This is a genomic window from Pseudomonas indica NBRC 103045, from assembly GCF_002091635.1.
GTDB lineage: Bacteria > Pseudomonadota > Gammaproteobacteria > Pseudomonadales > Pseudomonadaceae > Pseudomonas_M > Pseudomonas_M indica.
In genome coordinates this window covers 77,786-100,002 of the sequence record NZ_BDAC01000011.1, presented here as the reverse complement: position 1 = coordinate 100,002, position 22,217 = coordinate 77,786, and the positions used below count along the sequence as shown (strand labels likewise).

The 22,217-nt window shown below is 65.7% G+C and carries 21 protein-coding genes; 9 read left to right on the top strand and 12 right to left on the bottom strand.

The features are described from left to right. The first annotated feature begins 26 nt into the window (after window positions 1–26). The 6 genes from PIN01S_RS14565 to PIN01S_RS14540 all read left to right on the top strand — a co-directional run bounded on the left by PIN01S_RS14565 (window position 27) and on the right by PIN01S_RS14540 (window position 5,494). On the top strand, window positions 27–287 hold the full coding sequence (locus PIN01S_RS14565) for a chaperone NapD (protein WP_084336408.1): 261 nt from the start codon (window positions 27–29) through the stop codon (window positions 285–287). Beyond that, window positions 284–2,788 (top strand): nitrate reductase catalytic subunit NapA, encoded by a 2,505-nt coding sequence (gene napA / locus PIN01S_RS14560; RefSeq protein ID WP_084336407.1) that lies wholly within the window; start codon window positions 284–286, stop codon window positions 2,786–2,788. Before PIN01S_RS14565 ends, napA begins: the two co-directional genes overlap by 4 nt. An 11-nt stretch (window positions 2,789–2,799) precedes the next feature. Further along, entirely contained in the window at window positions 2,800–3,324 is a 525-nt protein-coding gene (locus PIN01S_RS14555; RefSeq protein ID WP_084336406.1) for a nitrate reductase cytochrome c-type subunit, read from the top strand. Between the two features lie 10 nt (window positions 3,325–3,334). After that, window positions 3,335–3,931, top strand: coding sequence for a cytochrome c3 family protein (locus PIN01S_RS14550; protein WP_084336405.1), 597 nt, complete (start codon window positions 3,335–3,337; stop codon window positions 3,929–3,931). Between the two features lie 80 nt (window positions 3,932–4,011). Then, window positions 4,012–4,353 carry an FKBP-type peptidyl-prolyl cis-trans isomerase gene (locus tag PIN01S_RS14545; protein WP_084336404.1) on the top strand — a complete coding sequence of 114 codons (342 nt, stop codon included), beginning with the start codon at window positions 4,012–4,014 and terminating at the stop codon, window positions 4,351–4,353. Window positions 4,354–4,570: 217 nt separating this feature from the next. Then, on the top strand, window positions 4,571–5,494 hold the full coding sequence (locus PIN01S_RS14540; RefSeq protein ID WP_084336403.1) for a DMT family transporter: 924 nt from the start codon (window positions 4,571–4,573) through the stop codon (window positions 5,492–5,494). A gap of 8 nt (window positions 5,495–5,502) precedes the next feature. On the opposite strand, the gene PIN01S_RS14535 is transcribed toward PIN01S_RS14540, so the two are convergent. From PIN01S_RS14535 to PIN01S_RS14520, 4 genes are all read right to left on the bottom strand, one after another. Continuing rightward, window positions 5,503–5,916 carry a PaaI family thioesterase gene (locus PIN01S_RS14535; RefSeq protein ID WP_084336402.1) on the bottom strand — a complete coding sequence of 138 codons (414 nt, stop codon included), beginning with the start codon at window positions 5,914–5,916 and terminating at the stop codon, window positions 5,503–5,505. Window positions 5,917–6,242: 326 nt separating this feature from the next. Further along, window positions 6,243–7,373, bottom strand: a complete 1,131-nt coding sequence (locus tag PIN01S_RS14530; protein WP_084336401.1) for a tryptophan 7-halogenase — start codon at window positions 7,371–7,373, stop codon at window positions 6,243–6,245. Beyond that, window positions 7,360–9,462 (bottom strand): LodA/GoxA family CTQ-dependent oxidase, encoded by a 2,103-nt coding sequence (locus PIN01S_RS14525; protein WP_084336400.1) that lies wholly within the window; start codon window positions 9,460–9,462, stop codon window positions 7,360–7,362. Before PIN01S_RS14525 ends, PIN01S_RS14530 begins: the two co-directional genes overlap by 14 nt. A 10-nt stretch (window positions 9,463–9,472) precedes the next feature. After that, window positions 9,473–10,843 (bottom strand): hypothetical protein, encoded by a 1,371-nt coding sequence (locus PIN01S_RS14520; RefSeq protein ID WP_084336399.1) that lies wholly within the window; start codon window positions 10,841–10,843, stop codon window positions 9,473–9,475. A 442-nt stretch (window positions 10,844–11,285) separates the two neighbouring features. Here PIN01S_RS14520 and ung point away from each other — a divergent pair, with 442 nt between their 5' ends. Further along, entirely contained in the window at window positions 11,286–11,984 is a 699-nt protein-coding gene (ung, locus tag PIN01S_RS14515; RefSeq protein ID WP_084336398.1) for a uracil-DNA glycosylase, read from the top strand. 39 nt (window positions 11,985–12,023) lie between these two features. Here the strand turns inward: ung and PIN01S_RS14510 are convergent, their stop codons facing one another. The 6 genes from PIN01S_RS14510 to PIN01S_RS14485 all read right to left on the bottom strand — a co-directional run bounded on the left by PIN01S_RS14510 (window position 12,024) and on the right by PIN01S_RS14485 (window position 18,188). Further along, window positions 12,024–12,551: a DUF4142 domain-containing protein gene (locus PIN01S_RS14510; protein WP_084336397.1), complete on the bottom strand. Its 528-nt coding sequence runs from the start codon at window positions 12,549–12,551 to the stop codon at window positions 12,024–12,026. Between the two features lie 241 nt (window positions 12,552–12,792). Beyond that, window positions 12,793–13,821, bottom strand: a complete 1,029-nt coding sequence (locus PIN01S_RS14505; RefSeq protein ID WP_084336396.1) for an AbrB family transcriptional regulator — start codon at window positions 13,819–13,821, stop codon at window positions 12,793–12,795. Further along, complete coding sequence (locus PIN01S_RS14500; RefSeq protein ID WP_084336395.1) at window positions 13,814–15,325, bottom strand: tripartite tricarboxylate transporter permease; 1,512 nt, start codon at window positions 15,323–15,325, stop codon at window positions 13,814–13,816. The genes PIN01S_RS14505 and PIN01S_RS14500 overlap by 8 nt, the downstream gene beginning before the upstream one ends. A 1-nt stretch (window position 15,326) precedes the next feature. Further along, window positions 15,327–15,770, bottom strand: a complete 444-nt coding sequence (locus tag PIN01S_RS14495) for a tripartite tricarboxylate transporter TctB family protein (protein ID WP_084336394.1) — start codon at window positions 15,768–15,770, stop codon at window positions 15,327–15,329. A 140-nt stretch (window positions 15,771–15,910) separates the two neighbouring features. Then, window positions 15,911–16,888, bottom strand: coding sequence for a Bug family tripartite tricarboxylate transporter substrate binding protein (locus tag PIN01S_RS14490; RefSeq protein ID WP_084336393.1), 978 nt, complete (start codon window positions 16,886–16,888; stop codon window positions 15,911–15,913). A gap of 34 nt (window positions 16,889–16,922) precedes the next feature. Next, window positions 16,923–18,188, bottom strand: a complete 1,266-nt coding sequence (locus tag PIN01S_RS14485) for an OprD family porin (RefSeq protein WP_084336392.1) — start codon at window positions 18,186–18,188, stop codon at window positions 16,923–16,925. Between the two features lie 226 nt (window positions 18,189–18,414). Between PIN01S_RS14485 and tctD the strand changes: the two genes are divergently transcribed. After that, window positions 18,415–19,086, top strand: coding sequence for a response regulator (gene tctD / locus PIN01S_RS14480; RefSeq protein WP_084336391.1), 672 nt, complete (start codon window positions 18,415–18,417; stop codon window positions 19,084–19,086). Beyond that, window positions 19,079–20,470 carry a sensor histidine kinase gene (tctE, locus tag PIN01S_RS14475; RefSeq protein ID WP_084336390.1) on the top strand — a complete coding sequence of 464 codons (1,392 nt, stop codon included), beginning with the start codon at window positions 19,079–19,081 and terminating at the stop codon, window positions 20,468–20,470. Before tctD ends, tctE begins: the two co-directional genes overlap by 8 nt. 10 nt (window positions 20,471–20,480) lie before the next feature. Here tctE and PIN01S_RS14470 read toward each other — a convergent pair whose 3' ends face one another. Together PIN01S_RS14470 and PIN01S_RS14465 are read right to left on the bottom strand one after the other, a co-directional pair. Further along, the gene (locus PIN01S_RS14470) at window positions 20,481–21,233 is read right to left on the bottom strand and encodes a substrate-binding periplasmic protein (RefSeq protein WP_084336389.1); all 753 of its coding nucleotides are present in this window, start codon (window positions 21,231–21,233) and stop codon (window positions 20,481–20,483) included. Window positions 21,234–21,378: 145 nt separating this feature from the next. Beyond that, complete coding sequence (locus tag PIN01S_RS14465) at window positions 21,379–22,215, bottom strand: HDOD domain-containing protein (protein WP_084336388.1); 837 nt, start codon at window positions 22,213–22,215, stop codon at window positions 21,379–21,381. Window positions 22,216–22,217 lie beyond the last annotated feature (2 nt).

The window sequence follows — 22,217 nt, the reverse complement described above, 5'->3', positions numbered from 1 at the left end:
AGCCCCGTACCGCCAGGAAAATCCTCATGGATGACGTCCTGCATATCGCCAGCCTGCTGGTTCACTGCCGTCCCGAGGCGCTCGCCGCGCTGAAGGACAATCTGTGCCTGTTGCCCGATCTGGAACTGCACCAGGAGAGCCCGGCCGGCAAGCTGGTGGTGGTGCTGGAGGCGGAACACGAGAGCCGCATTCTCGAACGGCTCGACCAGATCCAGAACCTGCCCGGCGTACTCAATGCCGTGCTGGTCTATCACGAACTCCTCGACCCAGAAGGAGAAGCCCGATGAGCCTGACCCGACGCCAGTTCGCCAAGGCCAATGCCGCCGCCATCGCGGCGAGCGTGGCCGGCATTCCCCTGGTTACCAGCGCCAGCAACCTGGTCACCGAGGCGGACGCCACCAACCTCAAGTGGGACAAGGCACCCTGCCGGTTCTGCGGCACCGGCTGCGGGGTGATGGTGGCGACGCGGGACAACCGGGTGGTGGCGACCCATGGCGACATGAAGGCGGAGGTCAACCGTGGCATCAACTGCGTCAAGGGCTACTTCCTGTCGAAGATCATGTACGGCGTGGACCGCCTGACCCAGCCGCTGCTGCGGATGAAGGACGGCCGCTACGACAAGCAGGGCGAGTTCCAGCCGGTGAGCTGGGATCAGGCCTTCGACATCATGGCGGAGAAGTACAAGGCCGCCCTGGCCCAGGGCGGACCCCAGGCCATCGGCATGTTCGGCTCGGGGCAATGGACCATCTGGGAAGGCTATGCGGCGAACAAGCTGATGAAGGCCGGTTTCCGCTCCAACAATATCGATCCCAACGCCCGGCATTGCATGGCCTCGGCGGCGTTCGGCTTCATGCGTACCTTTGGCATGGACGAGCCCATGGGCTGCTACGACGACATCGAGGCGGCGGATGCCTTTGTGCTCTGGGGCTCGAACATGGCGGAGATGCACCCGGTGCTGTGGACGCGGGTCACCGACCGGCGCCTGGGCGCGCCCCACGTCAAGGTGGCGGTGATGTCCACCTTCGAGCACCGCAGCTTCGACCTCGCCGACATCCCCATGGTGTTCAAGCCGCAGACGGACCTGGTGATCCTCAACTACATCGCCAACCACATCGTGCAGAGCGGCGCGGTGAACCGCGATTTCGTGCAGAAATACACCCGTTTCGCCAAGGGGGCGCAGAACATCGGCTACGGCCTGCGTCCCACCGATCCGCTCGAGCTGAAGGCGGAAAACGCTGCGGTGGCCAACACCTGGAGCGACATCGATTTCGACCAGTACGTGGAATTCCTCAAGCCCTACACGCTGGAGCACGCGGCCAGGGAAACCGGCGTGCCGGCCGAGCGGCTGAAAGCGCTGGCCGAACTGTATGCGGACCCGAAGGTGAAGGTCATGTCGTTCTGGACCATGGGCTTCAACCAGCACACCCGGGGCGTGTGGGCCAACAACCTGATCTACAACCTGCACCTGCTCACCGGCAAAATCAGCGAGCCGGGCAACAGCCCCTTCTCGCTCACCGGCCAGCCCTCGGCCTGCGGCACGGCGCGGGAGGTGGGTACCTTCTCCCACCGCCTGCCGGCCGACATGCTGGTGGCCAACGCCAAGCACCGCGCGACCGCCGAGAAAATCTGGAAGCTGCCGGCCGGGACCATCCAGGAGAAACCCGGCTTCCATGCGGTGGAGCAGAGCCGCCAACTCAAGGATGGTGCTCTGCGGGTGTATTGGACGCAGGTCTGCAACAACATGCAGGCCGGGCCGAACATCATGCAGGAGATCCTGCCCGGCTGGCGCAACCCGGAGAACTTCATCATCGTCTCCGACGTGTACCCGACGGTCTCGGCCCAGGCCGCCGACCTGATCCTGCCCAGCGCCATGTGGGTGGAGAAGGAGGGCGCCTATGGTAACGCCGAGCGGCGCACGCAGTTCTGGCACCAGTTGGTGGACGCTCCCGGCGAGGCGCGCTCGGACCTCTGGCAACTGGTGGAATTCTCCAAGCGCTTCACCACCGACGAGGTCTGGCCGGCGGAGTTGCTGGCCAAGGCGCCGGAGTACAAGGGCCAGACGCTGTACCAGGTGCTGTTCGCCAACGGCCAGGTGGACCGTTTTCCGAAGACCGAGATCGCCAAGGACTACCGCAACCACGAGGCTGAGGCGTTCGGCTTCTACATCCAGAAGGGCCTGTTCGAGGAATACGCCGCCTTTGGCCGGGGCCACGGGCACGACCTGGCGGACTTCGACGTCTACCACCAGGAGCGCGGGCTGCGCTGGCCGGTGGTGGAAGGCAAGGAAACGCGCTGGCGCTACCGCGAGGGCTACGACCCCTACGTGGCCAAGGGCAGCGGCGTGCAGTTCTACGGCCAGCCGGACAAGAAGGCGATCATCTTCGCCTTGCCCTACGAAGTGCCCGCCGAGGTGCCGGACGAGGAATATCCGTTTTGGCTCAGCACCGGCCGCGTGCTGGAGCACTGGCATACCGGCAGCATGACCCAGCGGGTCGACGAACTCTTCCGTGCGGTGCCCGATGCGCTGGTCTACATGCACCCGGAGGACGCGCGCAAGCTCAACGCCCGACGCGGCAGCGTGGTGAAGGTGATCAGCAGGCGCGGCGAGATGCAGGCACGGATAGAGACCCGCGGCCGTAACAAGCCGCCGCAAGGGCTGGTGTTCGTGCCGTTCTTCGACGCCAACAAGCTGATCAACAAGGTCACCCTCGACGCCACCGACCCGATCTCCAAGCAGACCGATTACAAGAAGTGCGCGGTGAAGATCGAAGTGGTCAGCCTTGCCTGAGGAGACACGCCGTGAAGCTCCATTACCTGCCTGTCCTGCTGTTCGCCACCTTGGGCCTGGCCATCGCCGCCGATCCGCAACCGGTCGGCAAGCCGGTGGCTGCCGCCCCCGACTATCCCCTCGATGCGCCGGCGCCGTCCGGCCGTCGTCCCGGCGGGACCCTCACCCAGGAATTCACTCCACCGCCGCTGCATGACGAGGAGAACAAGGACATCCGCCGCGAGCGCAATTACCCGGAGCAGCCGCCGACCATCCCCCACGCCATCCGCGGCTACCAGGTGGATATCAACGGCAACAAATGCCTGGCCTGCCACAGCCGCGCCGCCAGCGTGCAGGCCCAGGCGCCGATGATCAGCATCACCCACTACACCGACCGCGAGGGCCAGACCCTGGCGGCGGTGGCGCCGCGCCGCTACTTCTGCACCCAGTGCCACGTGCCGCAGCAGGACGTGAAGCCGCTGGTGGAGAACGGCTTCAAGAACATCGACGTGCTGTTGCAGCACGAGCTGCCGCCGGGCAGCAACCAACAGCGCTGAGGGGGATCGGATGAAAGCCCTCATCGCCTTCCTCAAGCGTTACTGGGTGGTGTTGCGCCGGCCCAGCGTGCACTACAGCCTGGGCACCCTGACCCTGGGCGGGTTCATCGCCGGGATCTTCTTCTGGGGCGGCTTCAACACCGCGCTGGAGGCCACCAACACCGAGGCGTTCTGTATCTCCTGCCATGAGATGAGTTCCAACGTGTACGTGGAGATCAAGGACACCATCCACTACAGCAACCGCTCCGGGGTGCGCGCCACCTGCCCCGATTGCCACGTGCCGCACAAGTGGACCGACAAGATCGCGCGCAAGATGCAGGCCTCCAAGGAGGTGTGGGGCAAGATCTTCGGCACCATCAGCACCCGCGATAAATTCCTCGCCATGCGCCGCGAGCTGGCCGAGCACGAATGGGCACGGCTGAAGGCCAACGACTCTCTCGAGTGCCGCAACTGCCACGCCTTCGACTACATGGACTTCACCCGCCAGAGCCCACGCGCCGCGCAGTTCCACTCCACCGCCCTGGCCAACGGCGAGGCCACCTGCATCGACTGCCACAAGGGCATTGCCCACCGCCTCCCCGACATGCGCGGCGTGCCGGGCTGGTGATGGCCGGCTTGCCAGGCGCGGCGAATCCTGCGAAAAACGCCGCCCGTGCCCAAGGGGCGCATGAACGAACAGGAGCGAACATGGGCGACGAATTGCAGATCGAAGATATCCGTGTGGGCGACGGCAAGGCCGTGGTGAAGGGCGCCCTGATCACTACCCAGTACCGGGGTACTTTGGAGGATGGCACCGTGTTCGATTCCTCCTACGACCGCGCCAAGCCGTTCCAGTGCGTGATCGGCACCGGCCGCGTGATCAAGGGCTGGGACCAGGGGATGATGGGTATGAAGGTCGGCGGCAAGCGCAAACTCTTCGTCCCCGCTCACCTGGCCTATGGCGAACGCCAGATCGGCGCGCATATCAAGCCGCATTCCAACCTGGTTTTCGAGATCGAGTTGTTGGAAGTGCTGACGCGGGATGATTGAGGGGTTAGGCAGGTTCGGGCCGAATGAATTGGCTTTGTCTGCGTTAGCTGTGCAGCCAGCTCATGCCATGCCACGGCGAAACTCATCGGGCGTCACGCCCATCAGCCGGCGGAACATGGAGGTATGGCGGGCTGCGGCTGTGACTGTCCGTTTTTCGCTATATCGAGTAAAGCCGTCACGCCCATAATGCGCGCTCCACTGAAGCGAGGAGCGGGTGATGGAGATGCGCAAGGCGCTCGATGGTCGGGCGGCGGGGTTGATGGTCGTGTTGTGCCTGGTCTGGGGACTCCAGCAGGTGGCGATCAAGGCGGCTGCCCCGGATATCGCTCCACTGTTGCAGATCGCGCTGCGCTCGGGTGTGGCGGCGGCGCTGGTGGGGTTGCTGATGCTGGTCCGGCGCGAGCGGCTGTCGCTGGCCGGCACCTGGCGCCCCGGCTTGCTGGTGGGCTTCCTGTTCGCCCTGGAATACCTGCTGGTGGGCGAAGGGCTGCGCTACACCAGTGCTTCGCACATGGTGGTGTTTCTCTATACCGCGCCGATCTTCGCGGCGCTCGGCCTGCAATGGCGGCTGCCATCCGAGCGGCTGGTGCCGTTGCAGTGGATGGGCATCCTGTTGGCATTCGCCGGGATCGCCTTGGCGTTCTTCGGCGGCGATCATGGTGGTGGCTTTTCCGGCGACGTCTTTTTCGGTGATCTGCTCGGCCTGCTGGGCGGGGTCGCCTGGGGCGCGACCACGGTAGTGATCCGCTGCTCACGCCTGGCAGGCACGCCGGCGGCCCTGACGTTGTTCTATCAACTGGCGGCGGCCTTCCTGTTGCTGACCCCCGCCGCCGTCGCGCTCGGGCAATGGGGCTTCGATCCCACGCCGCTGGCCTGGAGCAGCCTGGCGTTCCAGGCGGTGGTGGTGTCCTTCGTCAGTTTCCTCGCCTGGTTCTGGTTGCTACGACACTACCTGGCGTCCCGGCTGGGCGTGTTTTCCTTCCTGACCCCTCTGTTCGGCGTGGTGCTGGGCGCCTGGCTGCTCGACGAGGCGATTGAGCGAGGCTTCCTGATGGGCGCCGTGTTCGTCCTGCTCGGCATCCTGCTGGTGAGCGGGCACGGTTGGCTCAAGGCCCTGCTGCGTGGCCGTCGAGCGGCGTAGCCTTCGGTTCAGACCCTGGCGATGGTGGCCAGGCCGGTGGCAATGATTTTCTCCTGGCCGTCGCGCACGGCGAACACGTCGGCGCGGCTGACCGCCTGACGCTGCCCGGCCTTGATCACTTCGCTGCGGCAGATGAGCTTGTCGCCGATGGCGGGGGCCAGCAGGTTGACCTTGTATTCCGACGTGACCACATCGCCCACCAGCGAGGCGGCGGCCCAGGCGCAGGCGCTATCGATCATGAAGCCGACCACCGCGCCGTGCACGAAGCCGTGGTGCTGGGTGAGTTCGCGGCGCGGCAGGACTTCCATGGCGACCCGGCCGGGGCCGAAGTCGGTGAGCTGGAAGCCGACCAGTTGGGCGAAAGGGGAGTGTTCCAGGGCTTCTTCGAGGCGTTCGCGGGTGAGGGCGGCGGGGGCGTTCATCGGTGGGTCTCCTTGGCGGGCCGGATTCCAGTCTTGGACGTGTCCAAGGCTTCGGCAATCTGCATCCAGGGAGGTGATGGGGGGTTATCAGTTTTGGGAGCGAGTGTCGCTCGCGATTGGGGCCGCGCAAAAAAGCTTCGCCAGCAGAGCTGGCTCCTACGGGCGCTCGAAAAATCTAGACGGAAATCCGTCCGGCTAAACTCCGTCCCCTCACACCAACCCTCTCCCCAACAGGGAGAGGGGGCAGTCCGTGTGGGGCTGTCGGGTATCGTGTCGGGCGTATGAATTCGCCCCTACGCAGTACCCATGACAATTCCGTCGATGACTCAGGCCAGGCCATGCCGGGCCTGCCAGAAGGGCGATTCGGGCCAGCGGCGTTCCTGGGCGTAGAGGTAGCGGCGCATGTCGCGGAATTCCTGGTAGCGCTGCTGGATCTGCTCTTCGTAGTGCTGCGCCGGTTCATCGTCGTTGGCCAGCCAGCCGGCGATGACGTCGGCGGCGGCGAGGCCGTCTTCCAGCGCTTTGTGGATGCCCCGGGCCAGCAGTGGGTCGAAGCGGCTGGCGGCATCGCCCACGGCGAGCCAGCGGTGGCCGGTGATCCGGTCCAGCCGGCAGGAAGGCGCGGGGCTGGCGAGCATGCGGGAAGGGTCGAAGCCATGGCCTTCCAGGTTCGCCGCGGCATGCCGGGTATCGGCCAGCAGGTTGAGCCAGCGGCGCCAGTCGTTCGCACCCAGTTCGCGCAGGCCCGGCTGGTCGCAGGCGAGGGCGATGCAGAGCTGGCCGTCGGGCAGGCTGGCGCGGTACCACCAGCCGTACTCGGTCGCTTCGAGCAAGGTCAGGTGGTTGGCGGCGGCGGTGGCCGGGCGGGTGAAGAAGCCGTAGAGGCAGATCAATTGGTCCAGCTCCTGGAAGCGTGCGCCGAGCAGGCGTGCGGCGCGTGCGTGGCCGCCGCTGGCATCGATCAGGTAGTCGGCGTGCAAGGTGTGCGGAGCCTGGCCGCGCAGGTGCAGGCGATAGCCCTGGGCGGTAGGTTCCAAGGCATTCAGGCGGGTTCCGCCGAGCAGGCGGGCACCGCGGGCGACGGCTTCGTCGGCGAGCCAACGCTCGAAGCGCTGGCGATCCAGATGCCAGCCACTGCCGTGCGGGTTGCTGATGAAGTCGTTGTAGCCGATCTGGTCGTCGCCCCAGGCGGAGCAACTGCCCAAGCACGGATCATGGCCTTGTTGCCGGAAGGCTTCCCATAGCCCGAGACGCATCAGCAGCTCGCGGGTGTCCGGCGGCAGGCTTTCGCCGACACGCGGCCGGCCATAGTCGCCGGCCTCGATCAGCACCACGCCGTCCAGGCCCCGTTGCAACAGGGCCAGGGCGGCGGCGCACCCCGCCGGGCCGCCGCCGACGATGGCGACCCGGCAGGTGCTGTCCGGCATGGGCCGGGCGTGGGTTTCAGGACTTGCCATCGGTCTTTTCGTTGGTGGAGGGCGATACCGTGTTCGGCCAGGGCACCACCGGGTCGCCGCCGTTATCCAACTGGCTCTGCACCTCGAGGTAGTACTTGGCGCTGAACGGCCCGCCGTCGCTGGCGTCGATGGCATTGCCCTGGATCACCACGCCGATCTTGTGCCAGTTGTCCACCATGTCGATGCGCTGCTGGTAGCGGCCGACCTGGGCGGGGTCGAACGGGTTGGTGGCGGTCCCCTCGCCTCGCACCGAGAAGCGCTGTGCAGGCAATTGACTGGTGCTGCCGCTCAGGTCCTTCGCCACGTACACCGCCACCGGGCGCTGCGCCGGCCAGGACCAGTAGAGGGTGTTGTTGAACTGAGGCAGCGGGTCCGGCTGGTGGGTGGCGCAGGAGTTGTAGTCGGTGTGCCAGGGCAACGCCATGAATTTGGACGCATCACCGGGTTCCAGGCCGGGGCTGCCGGGGTTGGTGTCGATGGGCTGCTGGTCGCCCAGCGGGTTGTTCTGGATGTTCGGCGTGTAGCCGGCAGTGAGGAACGCCTGGCCGGCGACCGCCTGGCTGTAGTCCAGCGGCTTGGGCTGGATGCGGAACGGGCCGGTACCGGAGGTCTGCCAGTTCTGCACGTAGAGCGCCGGATCACGGACGATGAAGGTGAGGTCGATGCCGGGGCTGAAGCGCCCGCCCAGGCAGTTCACCAGCATGGTCTTGTCCAGGTACTCGCCGGCGTTGAGGGTGACGGTGCCGGTCTGGCTGTATTGCTTTTGGTCCCACTGCTGCAGGAAGAAATACTGGGTCTTGCGCAGGGTGAGGAAGGATTGACCGGCGTCGCCCAGGGACAGCGGCATCATCCGGCTGTTCTGCAGTTGCGAGGCATCGTTCGGATCGCGGATGAAGCCGAGGCCGCCGAGCAGGGTGGTGGCAGGGTCGGTATCCGGCTGGATCTCGTCCACGGCGCCATGGGCGGTCGTGCCGGTGATGCTCAGGTTGGTGTTCCACATCTGCATCGCGGCGGCGCGGAAGATGGGGAACAGCTCGTCGCTGAACGAGGGCTGGTAGCTGGTTTGGAACTTGCCATTGGCGAACAGCGACGGTTGCAGGGCCAGGTGACGCACCCAGATGTCGTAGATGTCATCCCACAGGGACACGGTGTTGAGGGTTTGCGGTGCATAGGCCGGGTCGGTGGCGGTGACCCAGGCATGCCCCTGCACCTCCTGGGTGCTGCCATCGCTGAATTGCAGCACGGCGTAGACCGGGCCGTCGCTGCCGTCGTCGAACCAGCCGTCGTTGTCGATGTCGCTGTTCAGCTCATAGGGTTTGTTGGTGTTCGGGTCGATCATGCCGCAGGCGCGGCCATAGCCCCCGGTGACGATCAGGCGGCCGTACTGGTCGGTCTGCAGTTCGCCGAGGGTGTCGATGGGCCCGTTCGGGCAATCCATGTTCGGGAAGAAGTCGCCGGGGAAGGACTTCGGATAGTTCGGCCACTGCACCACGCCCTTGCCGTCCACCCAACTGCTGGAAGGGGTGGTCTGGTCGAAGGCCACCGGCGCGGCGCTGGCGCCCTGCACGGTGCGCGGCCCGGGGTCGATGATCAGTTGGCGCAGGCGGGTCGGGTCGTTGATGTCCGACGAGAAGGGGGCGACGTCGTTGCGCAGGGCCGGGGTCTCGCCGTTCTTATAGTTATCGATGCCCAGGTCTTCCGGAATGATGTACCAGTTGGATTTCTTGTTGGCCAAGTGCACGGTCCAGACGATGTTGCTCACGGTCTTGCCGTCGATCTGGGTACCGATGCGGATTTCCGTGCCTTCCACGCCCATCGGGTAGGTCTCGCTGGCCTGGGCCGGGTAGGCGTAGATCTTGAAGCGGGCGGCCTGGCGCTTGAGTGCGCCGCTGGCGTCGCGCAGATCGCTGGAGGTGATGGTGTCGTTCTCGGTACCGGCCTTGACCGGCAGGCCGCCGGTGGCGTTGCCCGTGGTGTCGCCGGGGATGGGCAGGGCCGCCTGGGTGTTCGGTTCCAGGTAGTACTCGCTGCTGTTGCCGACGCGGGCGAAGCCGATGGTCGGGTGGATGCGGAAGTTGCTGGTGCTCATGTTCGGCTCCTCACTGTTTGTTCTGCTTGGCCTGCATGGCTTGCAGCCAGGCCTGGTAGTTGACGATGAAGTGCGACAGGTTGAGGTGCTTGGCCGGGACGATCTGGCCGGAGTTGCCCACGGTCACCGTGTGCACGCCGCCGTTGTGGCAGCCGAAGCAGTTGGTGTCCTGGGTGAAGGTCTCCATGGTGGTGTTGGCCAGGTCGAGGGAGCCGATCTGGATGCTCAGTGGCGCACCGTTGGGGCCGGGGATCGCGTCGTTGCCGCCGGTCCATTGGGCGCCCACCAGCTCGTAGTTGGCCCAGACGCTGCCGCTGAGGTGAGGCGCGACGCTGGCGTTGAGGCTCTGGATGTTGTCGGTGTTCTGCTGGTTGCCGCCGCCATAGGGCGCCAGGCGGCAACTGCTGATCACCGCCAGCGGGTTGTTCACATCGAACTGGTTCTGCACCGTCACCGGGCTGTTGGGGGTGTACAGCGACCAGGGCAGCCCGGCGACCGGCGAGGTGCTACCGGTGGGGACGGCGCTGCAATCCGGTGCGTTGGCCTTGTGCTCGAAGGTGGCCCAGATGAACTCCGGGTGGTTCTTGACCACGCCCACCACGTGCATGCCGATCAGCGCCAGTTCGGCGCGCATCGTCTTGCCGGTGTTGTCGGTGACTTTGCCGTTGATCACCTCCACCACCGGTACCGTCTGCTTCTCGGTATGGAACAGCGTGCTGGCGTTGGGGATGAATACCTTCTGTGGCTGGTCCTGGTCGTCGAGGATCGCCGCGACGCGCCAGGACAGCTTCAGCTCCAGGGTGTTGACCGGGAAATCCTGGGTCGGCGAGATGCTGGTCAGGGCGCTCAGGTCGTAGAGCTTGTTGGCAGTGACGAAATTCCAGAAGTCCTGGTTCAGCAGCCCGGTGTAGTAAACGACGTTGCCGGCCTGGTCCACCAGCACCTGGGCGCCGGGCCCGGCCTGGAAGATGTCGTTGGCGTCGACGGTCTGCTTCGACTTGGCCAGGCGTACCATGATGCGCGGCTGCTCGCCAGCGGCGCGGCCGGGGTAGGGCTTGTCCGGGCCGCCGGGGCGCAGCACCTTGTCCGGGGCGGCGAGGGTCTCGAAGTTCAGCGGGGCGTCCGCGTCGCTGGAGGACGGTTCGCCGAGCCAGAGGAACATCTGGTACGCCCACTGATGGAACGCGCAGTTGTTCAGCGTTCCGCTCTGCGGAAAGGCGTTGCCGTCCGGGAAGGGCGTGGTCGGGAACCAGTCGCTCAATGCCTGGCAACCGCTGGATACCGGCGATTTTTCGGCGGCGAAGCCTGGGGCCGCGACGCTCAGCAGCAAGGGCAGGGGCAACAGCCGGAGGCCCCGGTATAGGGTGTGGCGAATGCGCATAAGGTGCTTCCTTGTTGGCGGGGTGGGTATCGCCGGCTTGTCCTGCAGCCGGAGTCGAGGCGAGAGGAGGGGGATTTCGGGGGTGACCGGAGCTGTGCCGAGCATAGGGTCCGTCCTTCCTTTCAAGTCCTTGGGGCCGTGCCGGCCGTTTGCCTGGCGGGGCCGGGGTACGCGCCGATCGGGTGCACGACGTCCGGGGCAGGTTTGCCCGACGGTGCAGTGGGGATCGGCCTTTGGAAGCTGGGTGGTGGGAATCCCTGTTTACCCAGTACTGCATCCATTCATGCAATGAAAACTAGCCCTGCTTGTGGGTGCGTCAAGTTGCCACCGTCAAAAAAATACGAGGAGGGGACGGCCGGCATGGGACGTATTGGGAATTGCTCGATTGACAAGGCGGGTGGGCTTTTCTACGGTGCCGCGGTCAGTTTCCGACGGACCCGCCATGACTGCCCAAGAAGACCGCATCAAGCTCGAGCCCAGCTGGAAGGCTGTGCTGCTCGATGAATTCGAGAAGCCCTACATGAAGGAACTCGGCGAGTTCCTGCGCCGCGAGAAGGCGGCGGGCAAGGAAATCTATCCACCGGGGCCGCTGATCTTCAACGCACTCAATTCGACGCCGCTGGACCGGGTGAAGGTGGTGATCATCGGCCAGGACCCCTATCACGGACCCGGCCAGGCGCATGGCCTGTGTTTCTCGGTGCAACCGGGCGTGCCGGCGCCGCCGTCGTTGCAGAACATCTACAAGGAACTCAAGCGCGACCTGAACATCGACCCGCCGCGCCATGGCTATCTGCAGCATTGGGCGGAGCAGGGTGTGTTGTTGCTCAACACCTCGCTGACGGTGGAGCGGGGCAATGCCGGCTCGCATGCCGACAAGGGTTGGCAGCACTTCACCGACCGGGTGATCCAGGTGGTCAGCGAACAGCGGCCGAAGCTGGTGTTTCTGCTCTGGGGCTCCCATGCGCAGAGCAAGCAGCGGCTGATCGATCCCACCAAGCATCTGGTCCTGCGCTCGGCGCATCCGTCGCCGCTGTCCGCTCATCGCGGCTTCCTCGGCAACGGCCATTTCAGCCGGACCAATGCCTTTCTCGCGCAAAACGGGCTGGAGCCGATCGACTGGCGTTTGCCTGAGGTTGCCTGAAACGGCCCGGCGCCGTAACGCGGCGCCGGGCTGCCTGCCTCACTCCTTTTTGGCCGCATCGCCGCCGTGCGCGGCGGCCAGCTCCTTGGCATGTTGCAGGTGCTGCTCGAGCTTGGGCAGGGTCTCGTTGGCGAACGCCTTGAGGTCGGAATCCTGGCCTTCCTGAGCCTGCTTGCGGAACAGCTCGATGGTCTGTTCGTGGGCAACGACCTGGTTGTTGGCGTAGGCCTGGTCGAAGGATTCGCCATCGCGCAGCTTGAGGATCATGGCCTTGGCCTTGCTCATCAGGTCGGCCTCGCTGGCCACCTCCCATTTTTTACCCTGGGCCAGGGCCTGGAGTTTCTGGTTCGCGGCGGTGTGGTCGTCGATCATCATCTGGGCGAATTCCTTCACATCCGCCGCAGTGCCTTTTTCCAGCGCCATCTTGGCCGTTTCGATTTCGGCGACACCCTTGGCGGAAGCCTCATCGACGAAATCCGTCGCTTCGTTGGCGTAAGCGAGAGAGGCGGCAGCGCTGAGCAGTAGGGCGAAAAAGCCCGCGAAGAAAGCGTTGATGGTTCGGCTCATGACATTCTCCTGTGCATTTTCCAGCGTTGAGTCCGCATGCTTGTGTGGGCCCGTCCGGGCCCGTCGTAGAGCGGCTGGCTCCTTGCCGGCGACACAAGTACGGCGCGGATATCGGCGATACCGCCGTATTTTTTGTGACTGACGGCAGCGCAAGCAGTTCAGGCGGTGCGGGTGGATGGCTGTGCAATGACGCAGGGACAGCGAGGCGGGGAGCGGACAAAAAAGAACCCGCCGAAGCGGGTCAAGCGTGGGCTTTCCGCCAGAGCCGGAAGACCGGCTCGGCAAGGAACATGACCAGGAACAATCGGAGCACCTGCAAGGCGGTGACCAGCGCCACCGAAAGCTGCAGGGCTTCGGCGGTCAGGCAGAGTTCGGTGATGCCGCCGGGCATCATGCCGAGCATCAGCGACGTCTGGTTCAGCGTGGTCAGCCAGCCGAGCCCTTCCGCCAGCAGGGCGGCGGTGAGCATGGCGAGCAGGGTGAACAGCAGGATGCGCAGCAGGAAGCCGGGCGCGCTGCGGAAGAACGGGCGGTCGAAATGGCAGCCCAGCGAGCAGCCGATCAACCACTGGCCGAGCGGACCGGCTCCGTGGGGAAGGCCCACATGCAGGTCGAAGGTCGCGCTGGCGAAGGCGCAGGCCACCAAGGGGCCGAGCATCCAGGGGTTGGGCTGGCCCAGTTTCTTCCACAGCAGGGCGAGCAGTCCGCCGGCGGGTAGCAGCACGGCGAGCCAGGCCCAGTCCGTCGACGCCGGGGCTGGCGCTTCCACGGGGGGCAGGGTCCAGGTGAACACGGCCGGGACGATCAGCACCACCAGCAGCAGGCGCAGGCTATGGGCGGCGGCGACGCGTGCCGGCTGGGCATCGTGGCGCAGGGCCAGGTTGACCATCTCGCTGGCGCCGCCCGGCATGCTGGCGAAGAACGCGGTGGCGCGGTCCACGCCGGCGCGCCGCAGCACCGCGATACCGATCAGGCTGAGGAGGAGGGTGCCGATGGCGCCGGCGAGGATGGCGCCGAAATGGGCGACCACCTGCTCCATCACCTCGGCGGTGAAGTGCAGGCCGATGCCGCTGGCCACCAGCCACTGACCGGCCTGGCGACCATGGGGAACCTCGGTGATCAGCCAGCCGCCGCAGCGGACCAGGATCACCGCCAGCAGCGAGCCGACCATCCAGGGCAGCGGCCAGCCGGCGAGGCTGGCCAGGTAACCGCCGGCCGCACCGACCAGCGGTGTGGCCAGCCAGTGTGGCAGGCGACGTGGATCAGGCATGGGCCAGCTTGGCCTTCTTCTGGCGTGCGCGCAGCCAGCGGATGCCCGGTAGGGCCAGCATGAGTACCACCAGCGCCCAGAGGGCGAGGGTGATTGGGCTGGTCCAGAGGATCGACAGTTCGCCGTTGGAGATCGACAGGGCGCGGCGCAGGTTGTCTTCCATCATCTCGCCGAGGACGAAGCCGAGGATCAGCGAGGAGAGCGGGAAGTCCAGCTTGCGCAGCAGGTAGCCGAACACGCCGAGGCCGATCATCAGCACCAGGTCGAAGGTGGTGCTGTGCACGGCGTAGACGCCGACCAGGCTGACCACGGTAATGGCCGGCACCAGGATCCAGTTCGGCACGGACAGCATGCGGGCAAACAGGCCGACCAGCGGGATGTTCATCACCAGCAGGATGACGTTGCCGATGAACAGCGAGGCGATCAGACCCCAGACCACATCAGGCTGCTGTTCGAAGAGCAACGGGCCGGGGGTGATGTTGTACAGGGTGAGGGCGCCGATCATCACCGCGGTGGTGCCCGAGCCCGGTACGCCGAGGGTCAGCATGGGGATCAGCGAGCCGCAGGCCGAGGCGTTGTTGGCCGCTTCCGGGGCTGCCACGCCGCGCAGGTCGCCTTCGCCGAAACGACCCGAGCTACCGGCCATGCGCTTCTCGCTCATGTAGGTCACAGCGCTGGCGATGGTCGCGCCGGCGCCCGGCAGGGTGCCGATGACAAAGCCGGCCACGGCGCTGCGTAGGGTGGTCCAGATGGTCAGGCAGAATTCCTTGAAGTTGAACAGCATGCGCCCGCTGGCCTTCACCGCCTGCTGGCCATGATGGGTGTTTTCCAGCATCAGGAGGATTTCGCTGACGCTGAACAGGCCGATCACCACGATGACGAACTGGATGCCGTCGGACAGGCTGACGCTGTCGAAGGTGAAACGGTAGACGCCGGTGGTGGCGTCCACCCCCACGGTGGCGAGGCCCAGGCCGATCAGCGCGGACATCAGCGTCTTGACCGGTTTGTCGCCGACCATGCCGCCCAGGCAGGCAATGGCGAAGACCATCAGCACGAAATACTCCGCCGGGCCGAAGGCTACCGCCCATTGCGCCAGCAGGGGGGCGAACAGCACCACGCCGCAGGTGGCGACGGTGCTGCCGATGAAGGAGCTGACCGCCGACAACGACAGGGCGATGCCGCCCTTGCCCTGGCGGGCCAGCGGGTAGCCGTCGAGGGTGGTCATGATGGCCGCGGCGTCGCCCGGCACGTTGAGCAGGATGGCGGAGATGCGTCCGCCGTATTCGCAGCCGAGGTAGACGGCGGCGAGCAGAATCAGTGCGGTCTCCGGCGGCAGACCGAGGGCGAAGGCCAGCGGCAGCAGGATCGCCACGCCGTTGATCGGGCCGAGCCCGGGCAGCAGGCCGACCACGGTGCCGACGAAGGCGCCGAACAGGGCGACCAGCAGGTTGACGGGGCGCAGGGCGACATCGAAGCCCTGGGCGAGGAAGTTCAAGGTTTCCATTTCAGCCCTCCAGGAACAGCAACACGCCGCGCGGCAGCGGAATGTCCAGCAGGTAATCGAACAGGCCATAGAGCAGGATGCCCATCAGCACACCGCTGATGGCGCAGGCCAGCGGCCGTCCGGTGAACAGCACGCCGAGCACGAAGCCGGCCAGCGCGGTGCTGACGATGAACCCCAACGGCTCGAAGAGCAGGGCATAGGCCAGCAGCGTGGCGATGCACAGGGCGATCTTGCGCACCAGTGTCCAGTTGATCGGCGGGGTCGGCTCGCCATGGGGCTTGACCAGCAGCCACAGGGCTCCGGCGCCCATCAGGGAGAGCAGCAGGAGCGGGTAGGCGCGAGGGCCGACCGGGTCATAGGCGAAGGGCGCCTGGAAACCCCAGGCGACCACGGCGAGAGCGGCGCAGAGAAGCAGCCAGATCCCGGCGAACAGGCGTACGTACATAACGGGTACCTCAGTGGTGATTCACCCCTGCGACAGGGGCCGGGGGTGGGCGGAGCCTGCGGAGCGTCGCTCCCGGCTCCCTCACCCGGCCCGGAGCGATCCGGGCCGCCGAATGCCCTCCCGGACGGGAGGGCGCATGCTTACTGGACCAGACCGAACTCGCCGGCGAGGGCCTTGTAGTCCTGCACCTGCTTCTTGACGAAGGCGGTCAGCTCGTCGCCGGTCATGGACAGCGGGAACAGGTCGCGCTGTTCGCGCAGCTTGGCGAAGTCCTCGCTGGCCAGCAGGGTGTCGAACTGCTGCTTCCACCAGTTGAAGTCTTCGTCGCTGACTTCCGGGCCCATGTAGAAGCCGCGGATCACCGGCCAGGTGATGTCGTAGCCCTGCTCCTTGGCGGTCGGCAGGTCGGACAGCTTGCCCGGCAGGCGCTCTTCGGAGAGCACGGCGAGGATACGGATCTTGCCGGCGGCCAGTTGCGGGGTGACTTCGCCGAGGCCGCTGCTGGTGACCTGCACGTGGCCGCCGAGCATGGCGGTGAGGGTTTCGCCGCCGCCTTCGAAGGCGACATAGCGCAGCTTCTGTACGTCGATGCCGGCGGCGCGGGCGATCAGCGCGGTCTGCATCCAGTCCTGGCCGCCGATGGTGGCACCGGCGCCGAAGACGACGCTGCCCGGGTCTTTCTTCACCGCTTCGACCAGGTCCTTGAGGGTCTTGTAGGGCGAATCGGCGCGGACGGAGATGGCGCCGTAGTCGGTACCGATACCGGCCAGCCAGCGCACGGCATTTTCGTCGTAACGGCCGAACTTGCCTTGCGCCAGGTTCAGCAGGGAACCACTGGAGAAGGCGGTGATGGTACCCGGCTCCTTGGCTCGCTGGGCGACCACGGCGTTATAGGCCACGGCACCGACACCGCCGGGCATGTAGGTGACGCGCATCGGAGCCTTGAGCAGGCCGCTGTCCTTCAGGCCGCTCTGGGCCAGCTTGCAGGTGAGGTCGAAGCCGCCGCCCGGCTTGGCCGGGGCGATGCATTCGGGGCGCTTGGGTTCGGCCGCGAGCAGTTGGCCGGCGAACATCAGGCAGGACGCCGCGAGGGCGACACGGGTAAAGGCGGTTTTCATCAGTTGATTCCTCGCACTCTTATTGTGGTTGTGGTTACCAGATCGGCAGGCTGTAGCCGACGATGATGCGGTTCTCGTCCGCGTCGCGGGCGAAGTCGGAACGGAAGCTGGCATTGCGCAGGCGTACATAGAGGTCCTTGAGCGGGCCGTCCTGCACCACGTACTTCAGCTCGATGTCGCGCTCCCATTCGCCGCCGCGATCGTCCGAACCGGCGATCTCGGCGTCGCTGCCGCGGACATAGCGGGTCATGAACGTCAATCCGGGTACGCCGACGCTGGCGAAGTTGTAGTCGTAGCGGGCCTGCCAGGAGCGTTCGTCGGCATTGGCGAAGTCGTTGATCTGCACGAAGTTGACCAGGTACGGATCGCTGCCGTCGATATAGGCATAGCCGGTATCGCCGCTCATGTCCTGGAAACCGAGCCCGAATTTGTGGGCGCCGAGGCCGTAGGTGACCATGGCGTTCAGCGCGCGGTTATCGACCTTGCCGGCGTTGGCGGCGCCGCTGTCGTCGCTGAGCATCAGGCGCAGGTCGCTGCTCAGGGTGCCGGCGCCGACCTTGTGGCTGGTCAGCAGATTGAAGAAGTGCTGGCGGTAGACGTCGTCGAGATCGGCGAAGAAGTAACGGCCGGTCAGGCCTGGAGCGAACTGGTAGTCGAAGCCGGCCAGGTCCAGGTGATCGGCCGTCACGCCGCCGGCGAAACGGCGGTTCTTGCTGTTCAGCACCAGGTCTTCGGAGTTGGTCGAGGCGCGGTCGATCACCTTGTCCAGGCGTCCGCCGGTGAAGGTGAAGCCTTCCAGTTCCGAAGAGGTCAGCAGGCCGCCTTCGAACACCTGTGGCAGCAGGCGGCTGTCGCTGGCCTTGACCACCGGCAGCTCGGGGACATGGGAGCCGTAGCGCAGCTCGGTTTCGGAGAATTTCATCTTAGCGGTCAGGCCCAGGCGGCTGAACTCGTCCGGGGTGCCGCCGTCATCCTGCACCGGCAGCAGGTCGGTGCCGGTGCGGCCGCCGCCCGAATCCAGTTTCACGCCGAGCATTCCCAGGGCATCGAGACCGAAGCCGACGGTGCCTTCGGTGTAGCCGGACTGGATGTCGAGCAGGAAGCCCTGGCCCCATTCTTCGCGCTTGTTCTGGCCGGTGCCTTCACGAAAATCGCGGTTGAGGTAGATGTTGGTCGTGGTCAGGGTAGCCTTGCTGTCTTCGATGAAGGCGGCGTTGGCGAAGGGGGCGGCGCCGGTGGCGGCGATGGCCAGGCAGAGCAGGCGGACAGGCGGCAGGGCCTGGCGTGAGGCTTCGTACATCTGTGGTCTCCGTTATTGTTTTTGTCGCAGCCATGCACCACTGCAAGGCCGCTCAGGCAGGTGGATCGAGCCACCTTGAGGCGATCCTAGGCGGGCAAGCTTTCACCAGGCTTTCAGGGGCGACAGTTTTTTCCGCCGCCGGGAGCGGTGGCATTTGGGGCAATTCACAGCGCGCCGGGTGGCGCTACACTGCGCGCCTCGATCCGGGGTGTGGTGGGAGGTAGCGGTGCGAATTCTGCTGGTCGAAGACCATCCGCAATTGGCGGAAAGCGTGGCCCAGGCCCTCAAGGGCGCCGGCTGGACAGTGGACGTGCTGCATGACGGGGTAGCCGCCGACCTGGCGCTGGCCAGCGAGGACTACGCTTTGGCGATCCTCGATATCGGGTTGCCGCGGCTGGACGGTTTCCAGGTGCTGGCGCGTCTGCGCGAGCGCGGCAAGACGCTGCCGGTGCTGATGCTGACCGCGCGCGGCGAGGTGAAGGACCGGGTGCATGGCCTCAACCTCGGTGCGGACGATTACCTGGCCAAGCCTTTCGAACTCTCCGAACTGGAGGCGCGGGTCAAGGCGCTGCTGCGCCGCAGCCTGCTCGGCGGCGAGCGGCAGCAGCGGTGCGGCGACCTGGTGTACGACCTGGATACCCGGCGCTTCCTGCTCAAGGACGAGATTCTTTCGCTGACCTCGCGCGAGCAGGCAGTGCTCGCCGCGCTGATCGCCCGGCCCGGCCGGGTGATGAGCAAGGAGCAGCTCGCCTCGCAGGTCTTCGGTCTGGACGAAGAAGCCAGCCCGGACGCCATCGAAATCTACGTCCACCGGTTGCGCCGCAAGCTGGAAGGCAGCCGGGTGCGCATCGTTACCTTCCGGGGCCTGGGCTACCTGCTGGAGGCTCAGGGTGAGTGAAGCGTCCAGCCTGCGCGGACGGCTGTTGCGGCGGCTTGCCGCGTTGCTCGCGGTACTGCTCGCGGTCAGTGGCTGGAGCGCCTATATCAACGGTCGCGCTGCCGCCGACACGGCTTACGACCGCACCTTGCTGGCGTCGGCACGAGCCATTGCCGAACGCCTGACGACGCGGGGCGGTCGCCTGGGTGTCAGCGTGCCTTATGTGGCCCTGGATGCCTTCGCCTACGACAGCGGCGGGCGCGTCTATTACCAGGTGAACGGCTTCAAGGGCGAGTTGGTGGCCGGCTACGAGGACCTGCCGGCGCCTTCGCCGAAGGTGCGGCGGACCGATGACTATCCGGCGCTGGCACGTTTCTACGACGGCGAGTACCTGGGCCAGGGCGTGCGGGTGGTCAGCCTGCTGCAACCGATCAGCGAGCCCGAGTTGAACGGCATGGCGGAAATCCGCGTGGCCGAGACCCAGGGCGCGCGCGAGCGCATGGCCCGAGGGTTATTGACCGACACCCTGTGGCGGCTCGGCTTGCTGGCGATCGGCGCGCTGCTGCTGGTCTGGCTGGCGGTGAGCGCCGCGTTGCGTCCCCTGGGGCGGCTCAGCGAGGCGGTGGAAGAACGTCAGCCGGACGACCTGCGCCCCTTGCCGTTGGTCAGTGTGCAGCGCGAGCTGAAGCCCCTGGTCCTGGCCCTGAACCATTTCACCGAACGGCTGCGGGCCCAGTTCGAGCGGCAGACGCAATTCATCGCCGATGCCTCCCATGAGCTGCGTACGCCCTTGGCGGCGCTCAAGGCACGCATCGAGCTGGGGTTGCGCGAAAAGGAGCCGGCGGTCTGGTACAGCACTCTGGAGAGCGCGGCGGAAAACACCGACAAACTGACCCACCTAGCCAACCAGTTGCTCTCTCTGGCCCGTATCGAGAGCGGCGCGCGAGCCATCGCCGAGGGCGGTGCCGAGCGCCTCGATCTCAGCCAGTTGGCCCGCGAGTTGGGACTGGCCATGGCGCCGCTGGCCTACAAGCGGGGTGTCGCCCTGGCCCTGGAGGCCGAGCAGCCAGTCTGGCTGAAGGGCGAGCCGACGCTGCTCAACGAGCTGCTGTGCAATCTCCTGGACAACGCGCTGGCGCATACGCCCGAGGGCGGCAACGTGATTCTTCGGGTGCTGCCGCCCGGTGTGCTGGAGGTGGAAGACGACGGGCCGGGTATTCCGCCGGAGGATCGGGAGAAGGTCTTTGCCCGCTTCTATCGGCGCAAGCAACAGGGTAGTGGTGCGGGGCTGGGGCTGGCCATCGTCGGGGAAATCTGCCGGGCTCACCTGGCGGCGATCAGCCTGCATGAGGGGGCGTCCGGCGGCTTGCGGGTGCGGGTGGAGTTTCCCGGGGATTCGCTCTGAACGGGCCGTTTCAGGGGGCCGAGCCGGGTAGTTGCTGGGCTTCGAGGCGGTAGCGCTCGAGCTTGCCGCTGCGCTCCAGTTCGGCCAGGCCCCGGTTGAAGCGCTCCATCAACTCTTCGTTGCCCTCGATCTGGCGCGACAGGAGCAGGTGAAGGTTGTCTTTGCGCAGGGGGAGCCGATGGTAGGTAAGCCGCTCCCGGTCCGCGCGGTCGAAGTGTTGGAGCAGTGCGAGGCCGACGAGCCGATCCACCGGCAGGATATCGATGCGTCCGGCCAGCAGCAGGCGAAAGGCCTGTTCATCGGTGTTGACCCGTTTTACCTGCAGGCGCTTATCCCGTTCGGCTTGCTCGAAGGGCACGCCATAGTCGTAGCCGATGACCGCACCGATACGCAGGTCGCGCAGGTCGTCTATCGTCTGCCAGTTGAAGGGATCGTCCTTGCGATGGAACAGGACATAGCCGCTCATGATCAGCGGATCGCTAATGAAGAACGCCTGCTCGCGTTCCGGGCTGTTCAGCCAGGCTGCCGTGCCGGGGCGCTGGCCGGATTTGGCCAGGCGCATGGCTCGCGCCCAGGGATAGAATTCCCAGTGCACCTTGACGCCTTCAATCGCGAACGCTTCGGTGACGATGCGCGACGCCACGCCGTAATGGGGCAGCTTTTCACCCGTATACGGCGGCCACTCACCGTTGGTCAGGTAGATTTCCTCGGCAGCGGCGAGGCTGCCGAGCAATAGGCTGAACAGCAGGACGAGCAGGCGCATGGGCAGGTTTCTGAGGCTGTGCTACGTCTTGAGTCTAGTGCCGTTTCGAAAATAACTGCCATCGTTCTGACGGCAGTCTTCGGTTGCCTCCGGCGGGCACCTATAGCGGCTGGCGAGGTTCTTCCGCGCCAACCACCCAGGCTGCTTACTGCAGCATACTCATGGCCGCTTCCATCGCCGCGGACAGGTCTTCGTCGGCCTGCATGTCCACGTTCGGGTCCAGACCGAGTTTGCCGAATGCGGGAATCCGGCCCCAATCCAGTTGGGTGTAGGGATGGGTGGTGCCCAGGTAGCTTTGCAGCGTCGCGACCTGGACGATGTCCACGTAGTCGACCTTCGCGGAGTCGCGTTCGAAATCCAGGTACTGGCTGGGAACGATGGCGATCGGCTCGGGAAATTCCCAGGCGCGCAGAATCTTGTCGCCGATGATTGGGTGAATCTTTTCGATTACGTGGTTGAGGCTGATCGAGTCGGAGAGCAGCTCGTTGTGCTCCTCGGCGTAGGTGAGGATCGGCAGGATACCGATCTGGTGAACCAGGCCGGCAAGGGTCGCCTGGTCCGGCATCAGGCGGGTGTAGTGGCGGCAGAGCACATGGCAGATACCGGCGATCTCGGTGCTCTTGTTCCAGACTTCGCGCATCTTGCGATCGACGACATCGGACGTGGCCTGGAACATCTGCTCCATCGCCAGGCCGGTGGCGAGGTTGCAGGTGTAGTTGATGCCGAGCCGGCTGATCGCCATCTGCAGGTCGGTGATTTCCTTGGCGGTACGCAGCAGCGGGCTGTTCACCACCTTGATGATGCGCGCGGTGAGCGCAGCGTCGTTGCCGATGACCTTGCTCAAGGCGGAAATACTGATGTCCGGGTCTTCCGCAGCTTCGCGGACCTTCAGCGCGACTTCCGGCAGCGTCGGCAGGACCAGGTCATCGTTCTCGATGGCCTGGATCAATTCCCTCTGGACTTTCTCGACAAGCGTATTCATCT

What these genes read in the sequence shown, in the direction of transcription:
- PIN01S_RS14565 (WP_084336408.1), top strand. Translation starts at nt 27, where the DNA reads ATGGATGACGTCCTGCATATCGCCAGCCTGCTGGTTCACTGCCGTCCC.
- napA (WP_084336407.1), top strand. Translation starts at nt 284, where the DNA reads ATGAGCCTGACCCGACGCCAGTTCGCCAAGGCCAATGCCGCCGCCATC.
- PIN01S_RS14550 (WP_084336405.1), top strand. Translation starts at nt 3,335, where the DNA reads ATGAAAGCCCTCATCGCCTTCCTCAAGCGTTACTGGGTGGTGTTGCGC.
- PIN01S_RS14545 (WP_084336404.1), top strand. Translation starts at nt 4,012, where the DNA reads ATGGGCGACGAATTGCAGATCGAAGATATCCGTGTGGGCGACGGCAAG.
- PIN01S_RS14540 (WP_084336403.1), top strand. Translation starts at nt 4,571, where the DNA reads ATGGAGATGCGCAAGGCGCTCGATGGTCGGGCGGCGGGGTTGATGGTC.
- PIN01S_RS14535 (WP_084336402.1), bottom strand. Translation starts at nt 5,916, where the DNA reads ATGAACGCCCCCGCCGCCCTCACCCGCGAACGCCTCGAAGAAGCCCTG.
- PIN01S_RS14530 (WP_084336401.1), bottom strand. Translation starts at nt 7,373, where the DNA reads ATGGCAAGTCCTGAAACCCACGCCCGGCCCATGCCGGACAGCACCTGC.
- PIN01S_RS14525 (WP_084336400.1), bottom strand. Translation starts at nt 9,462, where the DNA reads ATGAGCACCAGCAACTTCCGCATCCACCCGACCATCGGCTTCGCCCGC.
- PIN01S_RS14520 (WP_084336399.1), bottom strand. Translation starts at nt 10,843, where the DNA reads ATGCGCATTCGCCACACCCTATACCGGGGCCTCCGGCTGTTGCCCCTG.
- ung (WP_084336398.1), top strand. Translation starts at nt 11,286, where the DNA reads ATGACTGCCCAAGAAGACCGCATCAAGCTCGAGCCCAGCTGGAAGGCT.
- PIN01S_RS14510 (WP_084336397.1), bottom strand. Translation starts at nt 12,551, where the DNA reads ATGAGCCGAACCATCAACGCTTTCTTCGCGGGCTTTTTCGCCCTACTG.
- PIN01S_RS14505 (WP_084336396.1), bottom strand. Translation starts at nt 13,821, where the DNA reads ATGCCTGATCCACGTCGCCTGCCACACTGGCTGGCCACACCGCTGGTC.
- PIN01S_RS14500 (WP_084336395.1), bottom strand. Translation starts at nt 15,325, where the DNA reads ATGGAAACCTTGAACTTCCTCGCCCAGGGCTTCGATGTCGCCCTGCGC.
- PIN01S_RS14495 (WP_084336394.1), bottom strand. Translation starts at nt 15,770, where the DNA reads ATGTACGTACGCCTGTTCGCCGGGATCTGGCTGCTTCTCTGCGCCGCT.
- PIN01S_RS14490 (WP_084336393.1), bottom strand. Translation starts at nt 16,888, where the DNA reads ATGAAAACCGCCTTTACCCGTGTCGCCCTCGCGGCGTCCTGCCTGATG.
- PIN01S_RS14485 (WP_084336392.1), bottom strand. Translation starts at nt 18,188, where the DNA reads ATGTACGAAGCCTCACGCCAGGCCCTGCCGCCTGTCCGCCTGCTCTGC.
- PIN01S_RS14470 (WP_084336389.1), bottom strand. Translation starts at nt 21,233, where the DNA reads ATGCGCCTGCTCGTCCTGCTGTTCAGCCTATTGCTCGGCAGCCTCGCC.
- PIN01S_RS14465 (WP_084336388.1), bottom strand. Translation starts at nt 22,215, where the DNA reads ATGAATACGCTTGTCGAGAAAGTCCAGAGGGAATTGATCCAGGCCATC.